At 56.9% G+C, this 14000-nt stretch carries 17 protein-coding genes and 1 pseudogene; 4 read left to right on the plus strand and 14 right to left on the minus strand.

Features of this window, described 5'->3' with window-relative positions; translation table 11 throughout:
- Positions 1 to 191: integrase core domain-containing protein (locus tag L598_RS17780; protein WP_144864751.1), on the plus strand; the 191-nt coding region annotated here is incomplete at its 5' end.
- 45 nt (positions 192 to 236) lie between these two features.
- Here L598_RS17780 and L598_RS17785 read toward each other — a convergent pair.
- From L598_RS17785 to L598_RS17840, 13 genes are all read right to left on the minus strand, one after another.
- Positions 237 to 824, minus strand: coding sequence for a DedA family protein (locus tag L598_RS17785; protein ID WP_144864753.1), 588 nt, complete (start codon positions 822 to 824; stop codon positions 237 to 239).
- Positions 821 to 1966, minus strand: a complete 1146-nt coding sequence (locus L598_RS17790) for an MFS transporter (RefSeq protein ID WP_144864755.1) — start codon at positions 1964 to 1966, stop codon at positions 821 to 823. Before L598_RS17790 ends, L598_RS17785 begins: the two co-directional genes overlap by 4 nt.
- Positions 1963 to 3309: a hypothetical protein gene (locus tag L598_RS17795; RefSeq protein WP_144864757.1), complete on the minus strand. Its 1347-nt coding sequence runs from the start codon at positions 3307 to 3309 to the stop codon at positions 1963 to 1965. The genes L598_RS17790 and L598_RS17795 overlap by 4 nt, the downstream gene beginning before the upstream one ends.
- A 63-nt stretch (positions 3310 to 3372) precedes the next feature.
- Positions 3373 to 3576: a hypothetical protein gene (locus L598_RS17800; protein ID WP_144864758.1), complete on the minus strand. Its 204-nt coding sequence runs from the start codon at positions 3574 to 3576 to the stop codon at positions 3373 to 3375.
- A gap of 25 nt (positions 3577 to 3601) precedes the next feature.
- Positions 3602 to 4189, minus strand: a complete 588-nt coding sequence (locus L598_RS17805) for a disulfide bond formation protein B (RefSeq protein WP_144864761.1) — start codon at positions 4187 to 4189, stop codon at positions 3602 to 3604.
- A 9-nt stretch (positions 4190 to 4198) separates the two neighbouring features.
- Complete coding sequence (locus L598_RS21835) at positions 4199 to 4354, minus strand: DUF5993 family protein (RefSeq protein WP_348642777.1); 156 nt, start codon at positions 4352 to 4354, stop codon at positions 4199 to 4201.
- 71 nt (positions 4355 to 4425) lie between these two features.
- Positions 4426 to 4977: a Kazal-type serine protease inhibitor domain-containing protein gene (locus L598_RS17810; protein ID WP_144864762.1), complete on the minus strand. Its 552-nt coding sequence runs from the start codon at positions 4975 to 4977 to the stop codon at positions 4426 to 4428.
- Between the two features lie 47 nt (positions 4978 to 5024).
- On the minus strand, positions 5025 to 6224 hold the full coding sequence (locus L598_RS17815) for a transporter substrate-binding domain-containing protein (RefSeq protein ID WP_246658815.1): 1200 nt from the start codon (positions 6222 to 6224) through the stop codon (positions 5025 to 5027).
- Between the two features lie 12 nt (positions 6225 to 6236).
- Entirely contained in the window at positions 6237 to 6686 is a 450-nt protein-coding gene (locus L598_RS17820) for a hypothetical protein (RefSeq protein ID WP_144864763.1), read from the minus strand.
- A gap of 324 nt (positions 6687 to 7010) precedes the next feature.
- Complete coding sequence (locus L598_RS17825; protein ID WP_144864774.1) at positions 7011 to 7451, minus strand: hypothetical protein; 441 nt, start codon at positions 7449 to 7451, stop codon at positions 7011 to 7013.
- 27 nt (positions 7452 to 7478) lie between these two features.
- On the minus strand, positions 7479 to 7871 hold the full coding sequence (locus L598_RS17830; RefSeq protein WP_144864776.1) for a hypothetical protein: 393 nt from the start codon (positions 7869 to 7871) through the stop codon (positions 7479 to 7481).
- Positions 7872 to 7910: 39 nt separating this feature from the next.
- Positions 7911 to 10865 (minus strand): autotransporter serine protease, encoded by a 2955-nt coding sequence (locus L598_RS17835; protein ID WP_186445082.1) that lies wholly within the window; start codon positions 10863 to 10865, stop codon positions 7911 to 7913.
- 176 nt (positions 10866 to 11041) lie between these two features.
- A complete protein-coding gene (locus L598_RS17840) occupies positions 11042 to 11695 on the minus strand; it encodes a helix-turn-helix domain-containing protein (protein ID WP_186445083.1) in 654 nt (217 codons plus the stop codon).
- Between the two features lie 674 nt (positions 11696 to 12369).
- Between L598_RS17840 and L598_RS17845 the strand changes: the two genes are divergently transcribed.
- Positions 12370 to 12576 (plus strand): hypothetical protein, encoded by a 207-nt coding sequence (locus tag L598_RS17845; protein ID WP_246658816.1) that lies wholly within the window; start codon positions 12370 to 12372, stop codon positions 12574 to 12576.
- Between the two features lie 13 nt (positions 12577 to 12589).
- Positions 12590 to 12943, plus strand: a complete 354-nt coding sequence (locus L598_RS17850) for an EF-hand domain-containing protein (RefSeq protein WP_144864784.1) — start codon at positions 12590 to 12592, stop codon at positions 12941 to 12943.
- Between the two features lie 385 nt (positions 12944 to 13328).
- Here L598_RS17850 and L598_RS17855 read toward each other — a convergent pair whose 3' ends face one another.
- Complete coding sequence (locus L598_RS17855; RefSeq protein ID WP_144864786.1) at positions 13329 to 13790, minus strand: peptidase dimerization domain-containing protein; 462 nt, start codon at positions 13788 to 13790, stop codon at positions 13329 to 13331.
- Positions 13791 to 13845: 55 nt separating this feature from the next.
- On the opposite strand from L598_RS17855, the pseudogene L598_RS17860 reads away from it, so the two are divergent.
- Positions 13846 to 14000, plus strand: a pseudogene (locus L598_RS17860) (IS3 family transposase); the annotation flags it as partial.

Consider the following 14000-nt stretch of genomic DNA (forward strand, 5'->3'; position numbering starts at 1 on the left):
AGAGCTTTAACGCCCGCTTCCGCGATGAAATGCTGAATGGAGAAGTCTTCTACAGCCTCCGCGAGGCACAAATACTGATCGAGCAATGGAGGAAGCACTACAACACGAAACGACCACACAGCGCATTGGGCTATCGCCCGCCAGCCCCGGAAACCATCCTTCCGATGGACCAAAGACCGGCGATGCACTAACTTTTAAAATGGACCACTCAAGTGGGGCTGATCACCTCCACGTCATCAACTTTCAGCCTGTGCGAGAGTCCGGTTGAATTTGCGGATTGAACACCATCTTGTCCCCGCAATTATCAGGCTGAGCACAAGGCCGCACAGAAGACGTTCATGGCGGGCGAGCTCCGCGCCGATGAGTTGTTCGGCTCCCAGACCGAAGACATATCCGATGCCAATGAAAAGGAACGCCCAGACCAGCGCGGCAAGCGCATTGAGGACCAGAAATTTCGCCAGGCTGATGTGCGAAAGCCCTGCCACTACGCCGCCAATCAGCCGGAAACCATAGATATAGCGGTTGAGCAGGACGTAGGGTGCCGGATATTTCTGCACCATCCGGCAGGCGTAGTCGAAAGCTGGTTTCCCGCGCAGTTCGCGGACGAAAGAGCTGTCAGAGAAGTACTTTCCGGCCAGAAAGAAAAGGACATCGCCCAGGAAGGAGCCAGCAAAGGCCGCCACCAGAACCTGCCACGTCGCAAAGAGGCCCTGGTGAGCAAAGAAGCCGCCAAGCACAGCGGCGCTTTCGCCTTCGGCAATACAGCCGAGGAATACGGCGATCAGCCCGAACCTCTCGATAAGATGATGAATTATGTCAATCATTGATATCGGTATCGGCTCCCGTCCCCGTGTGAAATGGCAAACAAGGCGAATGCACCACACGCAACTGCCGTAAAGATGGGCAAACCATGCGGCGAGCCCTCCATTGTAATGCCGCCGATCAGCGGCCCCAGGAGCGCGCCAATCCCCCAGGAGATCGAGAGCAACGCGTAGATGCCTAACAATTCGGTGTCTTTGTAAGTGTCGCCGAGCATCGCGATCGTTATCGTATAGATGCCAACAAACGCCCCTCCCCACAGGAAGAGCAGGGGATAGGCAAGCCACGGATGAGAGAAGGCCCAGGGCCATACAGTCGCTCCGGCGGTAGAGATGGCCGCGAGAGCAATTAGCAGCCGCCGGTGATCCATTCGGTCGCCAAGCCAGCCGATCGGCAATTGCAGCAGGATTGCGCCGACTAACAGTACGGTAAGCAGAAGTGTCGCCGAATGTTCCGGCCATCCGAGGCGTATCGCATAAAGGGGCAGCAAGGTCAGGCCGGCCGCTTCCAATGCTGCATTCAATGCTGAAGAGGCAACCGCCACGGGCACCAGTTTGAGATACCGAAATGGATTCCCGGGTTCCTCGTCGCTGGGCCTGCTCGCCTGCGGTCTGCCAAGGATCAGGATCACACAGGCGACAAACGCGATTGCAGCACCGATAACAAAAGCGAGAGACTCTTCGCGTCCGACCAGGGCCAGAATGGCAGGTCCGATCGCGGTGCCGCAGGAAAGCGCCGTCACGTAGATAGCAATCAGCTTCCCCCGATTTGCTTCCCCGGCAATCTGGTTGAGCCAGGTTTCTGAAACGACAAACAGCGTTTCCGATGCCGCACCGAGAGCCGCACGCAAGGGAAACCAGATCCACTGAAACGGCACCACTGGAAAAACTGCGAACAGCCCGCCAGCAGTGAGCAGGGCGCTTTTGGACAACGAAGCAAATCCCAGCCGTTGCGACAGACGAGGCAGATATGGGGCGGCCAAAAGCACCCCCACAGCATACATGGCACCGTTTGCCCCGATCAGACTTTCCGAATAGCCTGCTTCCGCCAGTTCCAGTGCAATCAGTGGCGCGCTGAGACCGTAGGTCAGGCCGAAGACCGCGGCGGTCAGGATAATGACCGCGGAGGCTCGGGTCAGCCTTTTCATGCGGGCGCTCCGTTGCGCCGCTTCGCCACACGGGCGAGCCTGCGGCCGGTGCTGAACGCGTCTGAAAGCTTGTTCCTCCAGCGCCGGTCACTGTGCTCGATGACGCTGTGCAGAAGTCGCGCATAGTCCAGAACAAGCCCAGGCGTCCATGTCATCGCCTCGGCTCGGCCCCGGACGAGCCGCGCTAGCCAGAATTGCGGGTTGCTGACGATCTTGAAGAGGTCCCACCACACGTGCCCTCGATATGATGCGCCCTCCAAAGCTGCATCGAGTGCCTGAATGACAGTGGTCGAACAATTACGGGCGGTCAGATTGTAGGTCTTATCCTGCGAATAGATCGCCCAGAAGCTTCGCAGGGCCTGCGGATGGAACCGTCGGAACGTCACCGTCTGGTCCGGTTTGCACCAGTCCGCCGATTCCTGTGCAAGGGATTCATTAAACCGGCCAGGCACGTCATTTTCGTGTCCAGCCGAAAGAATAGCGCGAAAATCGTCCGGGCTGTGATCGATATCGTCGAACGGGTAGTGGCTGATATAAAGGTCAGGTGGCATTTCAAGCGCCGAATGGCCGGTTGAGATCACGCCCTTCTTGTCGACGGCTGCGACATAACGATCGATCAGCAGCCGGCGCTCTGGGTCTTTGACTGAACCAACGGCCGTCCAGACATAGACATTCAGGACCTCGTCTCCCTGTGCCCACCGATGTTCATCTGCGGGAATAGCGGGGCGGGTCACTCCACCTTGCCAGTTGCGGGATGCATAGAGCGGAAGCGACGTGACCGAGGCACCTTCCGGTAGCCGCCGCAGGGGAAGCGCCATGCGTACAAGCGCATAGCCTGATGTCAGCAGCAGGAGAGCGAAGCAGAACGGAACCGTGAGGCGGTGCGGAACTGGCCACGAAACCAAGATACCGATGGCCAGGCTGACCTCAATCAATCCCGCTGCAATCCCGACTCGCCAGCGAGGGTGATGGACGACAAACGCTGATGCGATCCGGAAGAAACCGTCAACCAGGAAGGCGGTCCCAAAAACGATTGCCGCGCCGATGTTGTTGTCGCCAGGATCATTGAAAACAAGAAACGCTGCAACCAGGAAGGCCACGCCGCGTAAGGCATCGATCCAACGCCGGCGAACTCCTATCGATATGGCCGCGGCAATTTCGACGAATCCTTCAACCACAAGAAATACGGCGAGTGTGTCCAGCACAACCGAGAGAACGCCGTCGCTAAGATCGAGCAAGATCGCTACACCCAGGAACATCCAAACGATGCCTGCCGCCGTCAGGAGCCGCCAAACGGGTTTTAGTGCATGTGCGCCAAGAAGAAGAAAAACGAGTTGGATCATGGCACAGTCAGAATTCTGCCGGCACAGAAAACCCGTCCAAGCACACCGTCAGAAAGCCCGTACTTACGCCTGGACAGAAACGACGATATTATTATCCTCTTTTTCAACTGCTAACTTGGCGGCGACCTCCTTGAAGAGCAAGACACTTAGGCCGAAGCCAATGTGATTTTTGACTGTCGCCGGTAATTCGCATGCCAGCATTATAGTTGTTACAATCGATACAGGAACAAAGCTTATTTCCATCCCTCCTTCACCAATCTGTGCCATGAGCCGCCCCTCGCCTTGGCTTCCCTTATGGGAGCAGTTCGTAGCGGGAGGGGTCGGCGGGACAAATGCCTGTCGAGCACTCAACAAAAGTCGACAGGGCGTTCAAGCCGATCAGCAGCGCAAAGATTGAAGCCGGAAGTGCAGTGATCAACTTTCCAGAAGGGGCAACTGATTGCGGCAACGAGCCGGATTCCCTGAGCCCCGATGCAGCGTTTTCGTGGGACAGGAGCTGGTGGTCGATTGCCAGCAGCAGCCCGCACCAGATGATGATGATCACAAACGCGATGAACGCCCATGTATAGAAATGCAGCCCAAACAAGGGCTCCCCGTAAGTGCCGCTTCCTGGAATGATATGAAGCAGAACCTGCCGCCCGGCCACCGTCGCACCGACGACAGACGCGAAAATGATCAGGGCGTAGTGAGTGTAGCGTGTTCCCCAGATCAGATTCAGGGCAAAGCCAAATCCGGCGAGTGCGAAGCCAAGCCGTTGCAGGATGCATAGCGGACACGGAAGGTCGGAAAAGATGATCTGATCAGCAAACGCGAACGCCAGCAAAGCGCTGATGCCGAGAAGGGCTAACGCATTCAAAAACTTGACGCTACGGTCGCGCATTCACATCTCTCAAAACTGCAGGTCTAAGGGATCAGTTGCGTGGAGCAGGAATAGTGCGATCATCAGGATGAGCGTTGTTGCCCATAGCCCGATCGCCCAGAAACGGTGGCCTCGCCATGCGCAGATGAGGCCAAGGAAGAGTGTTGCGAAAGGCAATGCCATCATCTCGGTTTCACAACGTCAACAGCGGATTCGGAAATCAGAGTTCATATCGCTTGGGAATTGTGCTCGTCGCTTCAACACTCGCCCCCGCGGATGATGCGATACCGGGCAGCTTCAGCCTCACAGGCATTGCCGAATGTGCGCCGCTCTCCACTCCCAACCGCACAGACTGGGTCGTATTCGCGTGTACAGGCCTGCGTCGGTGGCGGCTGTGGCGGACGTGGTAGGCCCGCGCCCCGGCATTCGCCCTCATGGACAATCCGCGCGCGTTCGGCCTCCGCCATGCAGGCATTCGGAAAGGTTTGGCGTTCCTCACCGCGCCTCACAGCACACACCGGCTGATACTCGCGTGTACAGGCTTGAGTTGGACCTGGCGGCGGTAGGGGAGGTGAGTCTTCGGCCCGGCATTCTCCGCCATAAACGATCCGTGCGCCTTCGGCGCGCGCCATGCAGGCGTTTCCAAAGGTTTCGCGACGGCCCCGCCGCTCGCCGCACACTGGCGCGTATTCAAATGTGCAGGCTGCGGGCCTGTCAGGTTGCGGAGGCATGGGGTTTGGCCCTTCATCCACCACACATCCGGCCAGAACCCATGCAAGCGTCAGAAGCAGCAAGCCCGCAGCTCTCATAATAATCGCTCTCCCTTGTCGATCAGGACTGAAGCCAATTCGGCCGACTACAGGTTTTCATCACCAAAGTAGCGTGTCCTTATCTGTGCAAGCGTTCCGTCTTCAATCAGGTCAAGAATGTGCAGTGTGACCGGTCTCGTCAGCTCGCTGTCGTGCGGAAAAGCGAAGCCATATTTATCGGGATGAAAGATGTTGCCAACCACGGCCAGTTCCTGCCCGGAGTTGGTATGCGCATAGTGTTCCAGAACGGGCGCATCGCCCACCACAGCATTAACCTGTCCCGCGTGCATGGCTTCGACGGACTCATCTATCCCCGGATAAGCCACCGTCGTGATCCCAAGTTCGGTCATGTAGTCCTCCGAAACGCTGCCCTCGAAGACAGCGACGGTCTTGCCCGGCAGGTCCGCAAGGGAGCTGATGCCCTGTGTGAGCGACACCGCCGTCATGATGCTCGTAATCGAAGAGGTGATGTATGCGATGACGCCAATGCCAATCAGCAGCCAGATAGCCTGCCAGATGCGTCCGACCCAGCCGAACAGGTTCTTCCGAGACGTTCGGCCGGACGTTGCAATGGACATGACGTGATAGAAGCTCTCCGCCACGCCCTCTCGCCACCGCTTCGGAAAATCGGGATCAAACTTTCGGTCGAAGATGGTGAAGCCGATCGTGGCGAGAACGATCACAAATAAAAGCCAGGCATAGGCGCGTAGATGGCCGGCATCCCTAAGGCCCTCGATGACGTCCCAGAAGCCATTCGTGCCGCCTCTGTCAGGCACCATGATCCTCAGACCAGCATCATACCAGGGCTGGGTGAAGGATATGATCTCCGCACGCGCGCGTGTGATGGTCAGGTTGGTGACCGCGACATCGATCTCGCTACTTTCCGTCGCCTCCACGAGAGCGCGGAAGGATGGATAGCCGACATATTGGTAGTCCAATCCCATCCGCTGCGCGATGGTTTCCCAAAGTTCGATCGCCATGCCGGAGTAGTTGCCATCGCCCTCGAACTGGACAAAGGGTGCACTGACGTACACTCCGACGTTGAGAGGGGCATTTTCCGTTTGCGCGAAGGCAGCTACTGGCACCAGAAGCTGAATCGCCATACCTGCCAGTGTGATGAACGCTGCAATGAGTGAAGCCAAGCCTCCCAGCATATCTTCGGAGTGGGCAACAAAAATGCGGTACAGGGTTCCTCTCCATATTTCCGTGTTCGCCCGGCGCAGCCCTATGAGTACCTCCGGGCACATTCCTTCGTGCTGTCAGTCGTTGACGGCGATGATCCTGACGGTCTGCTTCTCGCACGCATCGTTGTTGCAAATGCCGCTGAACCAGACTTCTCCGTCGCCGATCATGACGCCCTGCCAGTTGGCAGACAGGTTCTCATAAGTCTGCTTGGCAACGGCATCCCTGACCTTGTTAGTAAAGACCTCATCGTAGTCTGCCGCAAAATGTGCGGCGTCCCTGATGGTCACGGCCTTACCATTGATCCGCGCCTTAAAAGGATAATCAACCATAGAAGCTACGGTCTGTTTGTCATGTTCGGCGACTGCCTTTTTCAGTTTCTCGAAGAACTCGTGATAGGGTGCGTGTTCGCCGAAGAGATCATCGAGTGTATTATTCACTTCGGCGGTTGATTGCGCGCCCGCGGTGATGACGCCTGCTAGGCTGAGGAACAGTGCCGCAAAGAGCGTTTGCTTGAACTTGTGCATGGTTGCTATCCTTCTTCTCAATGATCATGTATTTCTATTGCCGGAAGCCTTTAGCTTGCATGCAGGACTTGATTAGCTCGTTTTCGTCCATGGCTCGGACCACGCCGTCGCCAATTCCTTGCCCTATAGCGTCAGTCCAAGTCTTCGGGTGGTCGTTTGCTCCGATTCCAATCGTCGCGGCTTCTGCCTGATACTTACAATCGGCTAGTGCCTGGTCGGCATCCGAACGTGTGGCGTCATCCCTCACCCAAGGTTTGTTCTCACTTACGCAACCAGAAAGAGCCAGCGAAGCGGCCAGAGCTAGGACAAATCGGTGAAAGGCCATCATTCATTTCCCGTAACGGTTTCGGCGAAACACTTAGCCAGATCTGTGGGTGCTCCGAGCTTTTGTGCCCAAGCTACTAGTCCCGAGTTTTCGGAAGGATCAGCCCAGCCACCCCATACGTCGCGAAAATGTTTCTTTCCATCGACTGTTTGAAAAAACATGACGCCATCGTCAGTCACCGGCGTAGATATGTAAGCGGCGCTCCAAATTCCGCTTTCCAAAATCGAGTAGAACTTCACCTGAGCAGGCTTAATTTTGCTTTCCATCGCGGCGACAATGACAGGGCCGTATGCTTCTTCTCGAGCCTTCGTTATTTCGACCTTCACTCCGTGGCAGGCGCTGTTTGCGGCAAATGTGGGGACCGGCACCGTTGTCAGCCCCGTCAGGCTCGCTAGGGCGATCCTGGCATATCGAAAGAACAAACTGTCGATTGCAGTCATATTGTATTCCCTTTCTTTTCGTAAGGATCATCCGTCGGAATCGTCATCATCCGACGAATTGTAGTCATCGGGATTATCGACCTCGCAGCCGATGCCGCGACACCCCTGATAATTGCCTTGCGTATCGAAGTTCGGATTGCCTTCGCTGTCATATTGCGGCCTGTCGTCGATCGTTTGATCGTCATCATCAGGATCGTCGACTTCACAGCCGATGCCGCGGCACCCGATGTAGCGGCCGTGTCTATCGAAATTGGGATTGCCGTCTTTGTCGAACTGCGGTCTCTCGTCGATCACTCGACTCCGACGATCAGGATTATCCACCAAACAGCCTGTTCCACGACAGCCGTCGTAATCATCAGACGTGCAGCCACCGATCACCAGCAAAATAGTGCTCAAGGCCATACAGGTTGCGAATTTCATTAAGTATGTCTCCTTTATACATTCACGGCGATGGCGGGCTCAGAAACGAACTGCGAGCCGGGCGTTGAAGCCATGCTCCTGTGCATCCGAGGCGAGTTGCCCCTGATAAGTCAGTCCGACTAAGGCTGTTTCACTCAGATTCATGTCCAGCCCTGCTTCAATCACCGCAGCATCTCTCGCGATCGGCGCACCCTTGACCGCGAAGGGCGAGCTGCCGGCGAAGGTGAGGTCCGTTTCGGGTGTCACGTCACCGAACGCATGACGCCAGCTGATGCCGCCGCGGGCGGTCGCCTTGATCGATCCCAACGTGAATGCGGAAGAGGCGCGCAGGCCGAGCGTGGTGAAGGTCGTGTCGGTCGAGCGGTCCTGGCTTTCGAGCGCGGCCGCGTCGCCATCCTCCGTAAAGCCGTCCGCGTCGAAATTGACATAGGCGAGATTGGCATATGGCTCGAAGGAGGCTGCGGTCGTGTCCACTCGATAGCCGAGTTCGCCGAAAGCCTGGAAGGTGCCGGCGTCGTAATCCGCGGAAAGCCTCTCGGAGACGCCTGGAAACGCCACCGTCCTGTCCGTCTCGATGCTGTGCCAGCTATAGGCGAGGGCGGAACGGAAGCCGAGCGGCCCGTGCTGCGTGCCGGCATAGAGGCCGAGGTGATAATTCTTGCTCGAGCCGGACGAGGCACGGTCGTCGACATGGAACGACGTGTGGCTGTAGCCGGTCAGAAGCCCGAGACGCCAGGTCTCGCCGAGAGCCGCGTCACCGCCGGCGATGAAACCGCCGGTAGAGCGATCAAGCCGGGCGGCGTTGCTGTCGCTGTCGAGATGCCCCCAGGCACCGAAGGCACGGCCCCAGACGGCGAGGCCCTCGCGCGCCGCCGCCGTCGGTTCAGGTGTATCGTCTCCATAGGCCAGGACCGGGATGGGTGCCACGCCGACGCCTTCAAAAGCGGCGCGAATGCGATCGCTGGCGGCATCGCGGATGAAATGGCTGTCTTCCACGAGAGTGCTATGAACGGATGCATAGAGCTCGCCGGAAAGTTGGTCGAAGGCGTTGCGGGCTTCGCCTGTCGTCAGGAACAGGATGTTGTCCTGGATCGTGTTGCCCGCGCCGAGCGCCTCTGCGGCAGTGGCCGCAGAACGCCGGTTGAACGTGTCGGCGACCTCGGAGAAGCTCACCGCACTGCGGCTGACGTCGAGAAAGACGTTCTGCGGGTCGTAGGCCAGTTCGAAATCGACGAAGGGCGCATCGGTCGCCAGCGCACCGGTCAGGCCGCCATAGGTGCCGTTTACGCCGCTCGTTGCGGTCAGGAGCGTATAGCGCGTATTGACCGAGGGGTTTCCCTGACGCAGCAATTCGATCCGCGCGCCGTTGTCGATTGCAGCGGTTCCGCCTACGTCAATGAGGTCGGACGTCGAAGCGAGGCCTGCCTGATAGGTCGATCCGGACTGTTGAGCGAAGTCGCCATCCACTGTCAGCGTTGAGACCATCTTGGCGGAATCAAGCACGCTGCCCGGTGCGATTGCCCCGCCTTGGGCTGCTGTGAGAGAGCCGATCTCGCCAACGCCTGCGAGAGTGCCAGCTTCCGAGACCTTCACATGAGAGACAATACTTCCGTCGACGGCCAGCGTTCCGCCGAGAACCTTCGTCGCACCCGTATAGGTGCTGTTGTCGCCGCTCAATATGAGCGCGCCTTCGCCCCGCTTGGTAAGATCGCCTGGACCCGAGATCGGATTCGACCAGATCGAGGAATGCCCCTGCGTGTTCACGTCAAACACGCCTGAATAGCGGAACTCCATGGGGCCGCCAATCGCCGCGCCGAGATTGAGCAGTCCCTGCCCGAAGACCGCTTCCGGTCCAATATCCGTCGCGGTTGTCAGAATGGTTTCGATTGTCTGGCGGGCATTCATATAGGGGAATGCCGAGCGCACCACTGCTGCCGCTCCGGCAACATGAGGAGAGGCCATGGAGGTTCCGTTATCGTATTTGTACCTCCCGTCCTTGTTCTTGTTCGTTGGATCTCCAGCCGGCCAGGTGGAGTAAATACCGTTCTCCGGAATTTCTGGCGGCTCACCGTTAAGCGTCATCTCGCCCCCGGGAGCGGCAAGGCACCATTCCGCCATAGCTCCACATCGATTGCTGTAGCTGGCGAGCTGGCCCTCCTTGTCAACAGCCACAACAGCAATCAGCGAGCCGGCAAGATCGGAAAAATCGAGGTTCTCGACATCAGATCCGGTCAGCATCTTGTACGTATCAGGGTTGTTGTTATCGAACGCCTTGTCGTCTGAATCGATGAACTTGTAGAGAATTCCTTCCTTTGTGTTTTCGGGAGTAATGAGCGGTAGCATAGGGGGACCGCTGGGGATTGACGATGCACCTGTGGGCTGATCCCAAGCATCGTTTGAAGCAGCAAAGACCAATACGATGTCAGCCTCGGCGGCCTTCTTCAACGTGTTGTAGGTGTCGACTAGATTGCGGGAATCGTCGTAGATGGGCTGATAGTCGAGAGCAACATAGTTCGGGTTCTCGATGCTGTTGCCCTGTCCATCCACCTTGTATTGACCATTTCCGTCCTTGAGATACGGACCAAGAAGCGGGTCCGGCCCGTAGCTCCCATTAAAAACGTCAGCTCCGGCACGGATGGCATTTTCGATTGCTTCATTGGTTGGATCCCTGTTCGGATCTCGTCCTTCGACACCAACAGCGCGATAGGGCAGAAGTATCGATTCATAGGCCACGCCATGCATGCCTCTGCCGTCGCGCGCGGCTCCGATGGTGCCCGCGACATGGGTCCCATGACCATCGATCGAGCCGTCCTTGTTGACAGTGTGGCTTACGTCCCCGGCCGGCTGGTCCCTACCGAAATTGCGGAACAGATCAGAAACCCGTCCAGCGAATTCCGGGTGGTCGACATCCAGGCCAGTATCCACGATCGCGACGATGACACCCTTCCCCGTATAGCCTTTCAGATAGGCCGGCAGGGCATTGATCATGTCCATGCCCCAATTCGCCTGGTACTCGGCGTCATTTGCCGGTGGCACGGGAGGAGCGGGGTCCTCCTGCGAGGATGCCACATGTGGCGCAAACAATGCCGTCGTTGCCGCCAGAAATCTAATCAACTTGGGACCCACTCTCATCTTCGTTTTCCGGATTAGAACAGCTCTCTCTATTGCGCTTATCGGATGGTACGAGCGCGACGCAGGGCGCTTGGTGTCGTAAATTTGTGCCGGCGCATTGTTGCAGTCAGATGGCTGTGATTGGCGAATCCGGTGAGGCGGGCGATTTGGGTCAAGGGCATGTCGGTCGTGATCACGAGGTGTTCAGCCAGTTCGAGGCGCCTGGCGAGGACATATTGATGCGGTGATCGACCAGCTGTCAGCTTGAAGGCTCGCAGAAAATGGCTGGGGGATAGGCCGGCAAGCAATGCTAGCCGTTCGATCGACAATTGTTCACCGATATTGGCTCTGATGTAGTCCTGAACGTCTCGCCAAGCTTTGGGTGAGAGTCCCCCTCGATGTCGGGACGCCGGATTGTCTTGAAATGTTGAATAGTTGCGTAAGAGGTAGGTGGAGAAGACCGTCAGCAACGAATCCATGTAGAGATGGTTTTCTGGTTCGCCTCGCCGAAATTCCTCCCGTACCAACTGGGCGAGCAGAAGCGCCTTCTCATCGACATGCCCTGCCGCTAGAGGCCGAAACTCGAAATCCTCCCTGCCGAATTCCAAGCCCGCAAGTTTGGAGAGCTGTTTGGGCGCCAGGGCCAATAGGATGTTTTCTTTTGCCGTCTTCCAGCGCGCAAAGAGATCGGTGCCGGCGGGAACGATCTCCATCGTGCCAACCGGAGCCAGGAATACAGATTTCCGATCCGAGTTGAGTGAGACTTCCCGACCAGGTTGCGGTGTCAACATTACAAGCGCCATGTGGGAAGGCGCTTTGAAACTGATAGAGTTTGGTCCTGTCAACGTGCGTGTGACCGCACCACTATCTGTCTCAAATTGAGGCCCCCATTCGTCCGGAACGCAACTCAGAAGACTGCTGGCAGTTTCGATCAAGATCGCGCCTCTCTACACGACCACTCTGAAATGAAACGGCTCAATCGAAGCCGTCTATAACGCCACCTATCCGAAGCAATATTCGGCATTCCTCACCGCGAGCAATTTCTAACATCCGTTTTCAGAATTCAAGTAATTTATCTTACTTTCGCCACTATATCGTTAAGGAGTTGACATTGAAATGTCGATTTCACACATTATTTCACAATATTGCAACTTTATTGTATAGGATTATTGCAAATTTCGTCACATAGACTGTCAAGAACCTATCACATGTCAAAATTTCGCTGCTTTTTGTATGGGCATCGGTAGATTGTTATCGTGTCTGTGCTTCAATTCCGTCTAAGTCCTTCTGTGCGCTGGCGGAATGCCGGTAGCAAGTAGTCATAAGTAAGGAAGGAATAGGTACGGGAATGATCAAACGAAACGTAATTGGCTTCGCTGCCGCAGCCATGCTTTTGGCGGGCTGCCAGGCTAGTTCAGATCCACAGGTTCAAGCACGTAATCACGAATTTGGTTGCATAGCCGGCACCGTTGGAGGAGCCATTGTTGGGGGCCTGATCGGCAGCACGATTGGCGGCGGGAGAGGGACTGTTCTGGCCGAAGCCGTGGGTATCGGAGGTGGCGGCTATCTCGGCAACCGTTTGGCCTGTCGCTAGAAGGAGAAAACCAATGCAAAAAACAATCTTTGGTGCTGCGCTCAGCGTCCTTATTGGCTCAGGCCTAGCCATTGCCCAACAAGCCCCGGCAATGCATGAAGGCCATCTCGATCGACTTGACAGCGACAACGATGGCGGCGTCAGCCGAGCCGAATATCAGACCTTCATGAGCGCCGGCTTTGCCAGACTTGATAGCAACGGGGATGGAGTTCTCGTTCAAAGCGAGCTCACCGGAGTGCTCGCACCAGAGCATTTCGCCACGCTCGACGCAAACGGTGACGGTCGCGTGAGTCGCAGTGAATTTATGAATCAGGTCATGAGAGATTTCGCTTCAGCGGATCGTGGCGGCGATGGGCAACTGAAGTGAAGCGGGCGGGGGGCTAACCCACTCAAGAGCTTGGCGAGACCGGAAAGGCACAAAGGATTGCCATTGTGCTTGCGACCATGCCGGCTTTCGCCTTTGCCCAGGACAATTGCTATGTGACAAGGCTCAGGATCAGGCCGCTCTGAACAAATGCGCCGACGCCAAGAGAGCTTTCCAGTTTGCAACACAACCCCGCCAACCTCACCTCACTGTGGCCAATGACGCAAGGAAGGTAGCCAGAACGCGCGTCATCACGCGAAGGCTGTTAGTCTCCAGATATTCGTGAGGGCTGTGAGCGCCACCGCCGAACGGCCTCATGCCGTCGATGGTCGGAGTGCCGAGGCGGCGGTGAGGTTAGCGTCGGAAGCTCCGCCGTCTCGACCAAGTCCTAGTTTGACGCCTGCTTCCAATCCGATCTGCTGAATCTTCTCTGCATGGCGGAGCGACTCTCCGTTGCCTCCATTGGAGGCCTATGAAAGCGGCCGCTCGCGCGCATACGCGTTCCAGCAATATGGACACTGTCGACAGCCGCCTGTAGTTCCGATTCGATCCGCTTCTGTTCGGCAAGCGTTTCTACGCGAAAATCGACGCTGATACGGCACTGACCTGGTACGACATAAGGCTTGGTTCCGCCTTGGATAACACCGGGGTTTATTGTAGTTCCAATTTCCGGCCTCTGGAGGGTTTGCAGGAAAAGCATCTGGTGGGCCGCTTCCAGAATGCTGTTAGCCCCTTTCTCCGGCTCGATCCCGGCATGGGCTTCTGCACCATCGATCTCGAACTGGAAGACACCGACGCCCTTGCGTCCAACAATGAGGGACGGTCCGACTGTTCCCGATTCGAGGATCATGATCCTCCCCCAGTGAAGTGGTCCGCCGTTATGATTAGGAAACGGAGGATCGAGAATGGCCAACAAGCGACCGAAGCCGGAAGAGATTGTCTCGAAGTTGCGGCAGGTTGAGGTTCTGATGGGGCAAGGCCTGTCCCGTCTTGATGCGATCAGGCGGATCGGCGTTGTCGAACAGACTTATTACCGCTGGCGCAAGCAATATGGTGGGAT

Origin of the sequence: Mesorhizobium sp. J18, assembly GCF_007829525.1 — a bacterium.
Classification (GTDB): Bacteria; Pseudomonadota; Alphaproteobacteria; order Rhizobiales; family Rhizobiaceae; genus VLJP01.

Bases quoted from the DNA above. Each gene is read 5' to 3' on its own strand.
- L598_RS17785 (WP_144864753.1), bottom strand. From the start codon at position 824: ATGATTGACATAATTCATCATCTTATCGAGAGGTTCGGGCTGATCGCC.
- L598_RS17790 (WP_144864755.1), bottom strand. From the start codon at position 1,966: ATGAAAAGGCTGACCCGAGCCTCCGCGGTCATTATCCTGACCGCCGCG.
- L598_RS17795 (WP_144864757.1), bottom strand. From the start codon at position 3,309: ATGATCCAACTCGTTTTTCTTCTTCTTGGCGCACATGCACTAAAACCC.
- L598_RS17800 (WP_144864758.1), bottom strand. From the start codon at position 3,576: ATGGCACAGATTGGTGAAGGAGGGATGGAAATAAGCTTTGTTCCTGTA.
- L598_RS17805 (WP_144864761.1), bottom strand. From the start codon at position 4,189: ATGCGCGACCGTAGCGTCAAGTTTTTGAATGCGTTAGCCCTTCTCGGC.
- L598_RS21835 (WP_348642777.1), bottom strand. From the start codon at position 4,354: ATGATGGCATTGCCTTTCGCAACACTCTTCCTTGGCCTCATCTGCGCA.
- L598_RS17810 (WP_144864762.1), bottom strand. From the start codon at position 4,977: ATGAGAGCTGCGGGCTTGCTGCTTCTGACGCTTGCATGGGTTCTGGCC.
- L598_RS17815 (WP_246658815.1), bottom strand. From the start codon at position 6,224: ATGTGCCCGGAGGTACTCATAGGGCTGCGCCGGGCGAACACGGAAATA.
- L598_RS17820 (WP_144864763.1), bottom strand. From the start codon at position 6,686: ATGCACAAGTTCAAGCAAACGCTCTTTGCGGCACTGTTCCTCAGCCTA.
- L598_RS17825 (WP_144864774.1), bottom strand. From the start codon at position 7,451: ATGACTGCAATCGACAGTTTGTTCTTTCGATATGCCAGGATCGCCCTA.
- L598_RS17830 (WP_144864776.1), bottom strand. From the start codon at position 7,871: ATGAAATTCGCAACCTGTATGGCCTTGAGCACTATTTTGCTGGTGATC.
- L598_RS17835 (WP_186445082.1), bottom strand. From the start codon at position 10,865: ATGGACATGATCAATGCCCTGCCGGCCTATCTGAAAGGCTATACGGGG.
- L598_RS17840 (WP_186445083.1), bottom strand. From the start codon at position 11,695: ATGGAGATCGTTCCCGCCGGCACCGATCTCTTTGCGCGCTGGAAGACG.
- L598_RS17845 (WP_246658816.1), top strand. From the start codon at position 12,370: ATGCTTTTGGCGGGCTGCCAGGCTAGTTCAGATCCACAGGTTCAAGCA.
- L598_RS17850 (WP_144864784.1), top strand. From the start codon at position 12,590: ATGCAAAAAACAATCTTTGGTGCTGCGCTCAGCGTCCTTATTGGCTCA.
- L598_RS17855 (WP_144864786.1), bottom strand. From the start codon at position 13,790: ATGATCCTCGAATCGGGAACAGTCGGACCGTCCCTCATTGTTGGACGC.